Source organism: Pseudomonas sp., from assembly GCF_037994325.1.
Classification (GTDB): domain Bacteria; phylum Pseudomonadota; class Gammaproteobacteria; order Pseudomonadales; family Pseudomonadaceae; genus Aquipseudomonas.
The window spans coordinates 1-5,088 of the sequence record NZ_JBBNAH010000357.1; the positions used below are offsets into that span (position 1 = coordinate 1).

Genomic DNA, 5,088 nt, shown 5'->3' on the forward strand with positions numbered 1-5,088 from the left:
GTATTGGATTTTCACTCGGCCGGAGAGGTATTTGCCGGTCAGCGAATCCGGATGCGCCATCACTTCGTCGGCAGTGCCTTCGGCCACGATGCGGCCGCCATGCACGCCGGCGCCAGGACCAATGTCGACCACGTAGTCGGCCATGCGAATGGCGTCTTCGTCGTGTTCGACCACGATTACGGTGTTACCGATATCGCGTAGGTGGCGCAGGGTCGCCAGCAAACGCTCGTTGTCGCGCTGGTGCAGGCCGATGGACGGCTCGTCGAGGATGTACATCACGCCGACCAGGCCAGCGCCGATCTGGCTGGCCAGGCGAATACGCTGCGCTTCACCGCCAGACAAAGTGTCGGCGCTGCGGTCTAGGGTCAGGTAGTCGAGGCCGACGTTGACCAAAAACTGCAAGCGCTCGCGAATTTCCTTGAGGATTTTCTCGGCGATTTCGCCTTTGCGCCCGGTCAGCGCCAAGGTGCCGAAGTACTCTGTGGCATCGCCAATCGGCATGCCGCTGACGGCCGGCAGGTTGCGTTCGCCGACGAATACATGCCGGGCCTCACGGCGCAGGCGCGTGCCACGGCAGTCCGGGCACGGCTGGGTGCTGAGGAACTTGGCCAGCTCTTCGCGCACAGTGGTCGATTCCGTCTCGCGGTAGCGGCGTTCCAGGTTGGGCACGATGCCTTCGAACGGGTGGGCGCGTTTAACGATGTCGCCACGGTCGTTCAGGTAGCGGAAATCGACGTTGGCAGTGCCGCTGCCGGTCAGGATGACTTTCTTGTGCTCGGCGCTGAGCTCGTCGAACGGTACGTCCAGGCTAAAGCCGAAGTGGCTGGCCAGGGAGCCGAGCATCTGGAAGTAGTACACGTTGCGCCGGTCCCAGCCGCGTATTGCGCCTTCGGCCAGGGTTAGCTCGCCATTGACCAGGCGTTTGATATCGAAAAACTGTTTAACCCCCAGGCCATCACAGGTCGGGCAGGCGCCGGCCGGGTTGTTAAAGGAGAACAGCTTGGGCTCAAGCTCACTGATGGAGTGGCCGCACACCGGGCAAGCGAAGCGCGCGGAGAAAATCATCTCCTCGCCTTCTTCGTCGTCCATCGGCGCCACGAAGGCCAGGCCGTCGGCCAGCTTTAGCGCGGTTTCAAAGGATTCCGCCAGGCGTTGCTGCAAGTCGCCACGGGCTTTGAAACGGTCGACCACCGCGTCAATGGAGTGCTTCTTCTGTTTATCCAGTTTGGGCAACTCGTCCAGCTCATAGAGCTTGCCGTTGACCCGCACACGAACAAAACCCTGGGCGCGCAGTTCGTCGAACACGGCCAAATGCTCGCCTTTGCGCTCGCGAATAATCGGCGCCAGCAGCATCAGCTTTTTGCCTTCGGGCAGGGCCAATACCTGGTCAACCATCTGGCTGACGGTCTGCGCTTCCAGCGGCAGATCATGGTCCGGGCAGCGCGGCGTACCAACGCGGGCATAGAGCAGGCGCAAGTAGTCGTAGATTTCGGTGATGGTGCCGACGGTGGAACGCGGGTTGTGCGAGGTCGATTTCTGTTCGATGGAAATGGCCGGTGACAGGCCTTCGATGGTGTCGACATCAGGCTTTTCCATCATCGACAGGAACTGCCGGGCATAGGCCGACAGGGATTCCACATAGCGGCGTTGGCCTTCGGCATACAGCGTGTCGAAGGCCAGGGACGATTTCCCGGAGCCGGAAAGGCCGGTGATTACGATCAGTTTGTCCCGTGGCAGGGTCAGGTCGATGTTCTTCAGGTTGTGGGTCCGAGCCCCACGAATCAAAATCTTGTCCACTGCAGCCTCGCTTGGCGGGCGAAAACCGTCGAGTATACGGGCCTTGTCAAGCCAGCGGCAAAGCGTCACGCCTGTGCGGCGCTGAATGGGGGCTGATAGAATCGGCGCGCATTTTCTTGAGGTCTTTCCATGCACGATCCGCACAGCGAACGCATGAGTGGCAGTGAAACCCGCGCAGCAAGCGGTTTGGCACTGGTCTTTGCGTTTCGAATGCTTGGTATGTTCATGGTCCTGCCGGTGCTGGCCACCTATGGCATGGACCTGGCCGGCGCCACGCCGGCACTGATTGGGCTGGCTATCGGCGCGTACGGGCTGACCCAGGCCGTGCTGCAAATTCCCTTTGGCGTTATCTCCGACCGCATTGGCCGACGCCCGGTCATTTATGTCGGCCTGATTATTTTTGCTGCCGGTAGTGTGCTGGCGGCGAACGCCGATTCGATCTGGGGCGTGATTGCCGGGCGTGTGCTGCAAGGCGCCGGGGCTATTTCCGCTGCCGTTATGGCACTGCTTTCTGACCTGACCCGCGAACAACACCGCACCAAAGCCATGGCCATGATCGGCATGAGCATAGGGTTGTCGTTTGCCGTGGCCATGGTGGTGGGGCCGTTGATTACCCGGGCCTTTGGGCTTTCCGGTTTGTTTTACGGCACCGCAGCCATGGCGCTGGTGGGCATTGCCTTGGTGGCCTGGTGGGTGCCGCGTTCGGCCGGGCCGTTGCAGCATCGCGAGTCCGGCGTGGCCAAAGAAGCCCTTGGGCGCACCTTGCGCCACCCGGACTTGTTGCGTCTGGACGTGGGCATCTTCGTACTGCACGCGGTATTAATGTCCAGTTTTGTCGCCTTGCCGCTGGCCTTGGTCGAGCGTGCCGGCTTGCCGAAAGAGCAGCACTGGTGGGTGTACCTGACGGCGCTGCTGGTCAGTTTCTTCGCCATGATCCCGTTCATTATTTATGGCGAGAAAAAGCGCCAGATGAAGCGCGTGCTGGCCGGCGCGGTGGCCGTGCTGCTGGGCTGTGAAGTGTTCTTCTGGCTGACCAGTGGCACCCTGCATGAGCTGGTGCTGGGCACCATCGTGTTCTTTACCGCGTTTAACTTGCTCGAAGCCTCGCTGCCGTCGCTGATCAGCAAGGTTTCGCCAGCAGGCGGCAAGGGCACGGCGATGGGGGTTTACTCCACCAGCCAGTTCCTCGGCGCCGCGTTAGGCGGCATTCTCGGTGGCTGGTTGTTTCAGCATGGTGGCCTGGATACGGTCTTTCTGGGATGTGCAGCCCTCTGTGGGCTCTGGCTAATTATTGCTGTTACTATGCGCGAACCTCCGTATGTCACCAGCCTTCGCTTGCCCCTGTCACCTGCCGCCGTGGGTGATGCCGGCCTGGTGGAACACTTGTTGGCGGTGCACGGTGTAACAGATGCAGTGGTGGTGGCCGAGGAGGCCGCCATCTATATCAAATTGGATTCCGAACAATTGAATCGCTCGGCGCTCGAGGAAATACTCGCGGCGCGTGCCGATACTTAGGAGAACGTTATGGCCCGTGGGGTTAACAAAGTCATTCTGGTCGGTACCTGCGGCCAGGACCCGGAAACACGCTACATGCCCAACGGCAATGCGGTCACCAACCTGAGCCTGGCTACCAGCGAGCAGTGGACCGACAAACAAAGCGGGCAGAAAGTCGAAAAAACCGAATGGCACCGTGTGGCCCTGTTCGGCAAAGTCGCTGAAATCGCCGGCGAATACCTGCGTAAAGGTTCGCAGGTGTATATCGAAGGCAAGCTGCAAACCCGCGAGTGGGAAAAAGACGGCGTAAAACGCTACACCACCGAAATCGTCGTTGACATCAACGGCACCATGCAGCTGCTGGGTGGCCGTCCAGATAACGGCGGTGGCGACTCCGCTCCGCGTCAACAGCGTCCGCAACCGCAGCGCGAACAGCAGGCTCCACGTGAGTCGCGTCCGGCGCCGCAACCGGCAGCTCAGCCAGCGCCGAATTACGACAGCTTCGACGACGATATCCCGTTCTGATCGGGTATCTCTGACGTATGCATATGCGCCTGATGCTACTGGGCGGCGGCAATGCCCTTGGGCAGGCGCTGATCCGCCTGGGAGCCGAAGATGATATCGGCTTCCTCGCCCCACGCCCGCCTGAAGGCGGCTGGGACGCCACCAGTCTGACCTTGCTGCTGGATGAAACCCGGCCCGACGTGGTGGTCAACCTCGCCTACTACTTCGACTGGTTTCAGGCCGAGTCGGTAAGCGCTGAACGTTTTGCCCCGCAAGAGCGCGCCGTCGAGCGCCTCGCTGAACTCTGCCAACACCACTCCATTCGCCTGGTGCAGCCTTCCAGCTATCGCGTGTTCGATGGTTCGCGAGCCACTGCCTACAGCGAAAAAGAGGAGCAGGTGCCGCTAGGCTTGCGCGGTCAGGCGCTATGGCGCATTGAGCAAAGTGTGCGGGCGGCTTGCCCACGGCATGTGTTGATTCGTTTTGGTTGGTTGCTGGACGCCAGCGCCGAGGGTTTGCTCGGGCGTTTTCTTAACCGCGCCGAACATGACCCTGAACTGTTTCTTGCCGATGACCGCCGTGGTAACCCCACGCCCATCGACGATGCCGCCCGGGTGCTGATCGCCGTACTTAAACAGCTGGATTGCCAGGCGCCACTGTGGGGCACTTACCATTACGGTGGCTACGAGGCGACTACCTCGCTGGCGCTGGGGCAGGCGGTGCTGACAGAAGCCCGCGCGTTCCGCCAGTTGGCGGTGCAGGAAGTCGGCGCTCAAGCCCACGCCGCGCGCCCTGATGTAGCCGATGAGCCGCAACACGCGGTGTTGGCCTGCAAGAAAATCCTGCATACCTTCGGCATAAAACCACGCGCCTGGCGTGCGGGTTTGCCGAGTCTTTTGGATCGTTATTACCGCCATGCCTGATCTTCCCATTCTGGTTACTGGGGGCGCCGGCTTTATCGGCTCCAACCTGGTCGATTGCCTATTGGCCAAAGGTTATGCCGTGCGCGTGTTGGACGATTTGTCCATGGGCAAGCGCAGCAACCTGCCGTTGGATAACTCGCGCTTGGAGTTAGTGGTCGGCAGCGTTGCCGATGCGCCATTGGTGTCGCAGGCAGTGGCGGGTTGTCAGGCCGTTGTGCATCTGGCCGCGGTGGCTTCTGTGCAAGCGTCGGTGGATGACCCGGTGGCGACCCATCAGAGCAATTTTGTCGGCACGTTGAATGTGTGTGAGGCCATGCGCGAGCACGGCGTCAAGCGCGTGCTGTTCGCCTCCAGTGCTGCGGTGTATGGC

General features: G+C 61.0%; 5 protein-coding genes. 4 read left to right on the forward strand and 1 reads right to left on the reverse strand.

The window, feature by feature from the left end; translation table 11 throughout:
* Positions 1–1,797, reverse strand: a 1,797-nt coding sequence (uvrA, locus tag AAAB16_RS12240) for an excinuclease ABC subunit UvrA (protein ID WP_340663563.1), incomplete at its 3' end; no start/stop codon positions are given.
* A gap of 129 nt (positions 1,798–1,926) precedes the next feature.
* Here uvrA and AAAB16_RS12245 point away from each other — a divergent pair.
* The 4 genes from AAAB16_RS12245 to AAAB16_RS12260 form a co-directional block, all read left to right on the forward strand.
* A complete protein-coding gene (locus tag AAAB16_RS12245; protein WP_340663564.1) occupies positions 1,927–3,312 on the forward strand; it encodes an MFS transporter in 1,386 nt (461 codons plus the stop codon).
* Positions 3,313–3,321: 9 nt separating this feature from the next.
* Positions 3,322–3,816, forward strand: coding sequence for a single-stranded DNA-binding protein (locus AAAB16_RS12250; protein WP_110617292.1), 495 nt, complete (start codon positions 3,322–3,324; stop codon positions 3,814–3,816).
* 17 nt (positions 3,817–3,833) lie between these two features.
* Positions 3,834–4,718, forward strand: a complete 885-nt coding sequence (locus tag AAAB16_RS12255; protein ID WP_340663565.1) for a sugar nucleotide-binding protein — start codon at positions 3,834–3,836, stop codon at positions 4,716–4,718.
* Positions 4,711–5,088 (forward strand): NAD-dependent epimerase/dehydratase family protein (locus AAAB16_RS12260; RefSeq protein WP_340663566.1); only part of this gene is annotated, 378 nt, incomplete at its 3' end. The genes AAAB16_RS12255 and AAAB16_RS12260, both read left to right, overlap by 8 nt.

Coding starts and splice junctions, on each gene's coding strand:
- AAAB16_RS12255 (WP_340663565.1), top strand. CDS start 3,834: ATGCATATGCGCCTGATGCTACTGGGCGGCGGCAATGCCCTTGGGCAG.
- AAAB16_RS12250 (WP_110617292.1), top strand. CDS start 3,322: ATGGCCCGTGGGGTTAACAAAGTCATTCTGGTCGGTACCTGCGGCCAG.
- AAAB16_RS12245 (WP_340663564.1), top strand. CDS start 1,927: ATGCACGATCCGCACAGCGAACGCATGAGTGGCAGTGAAACCCGCGCA.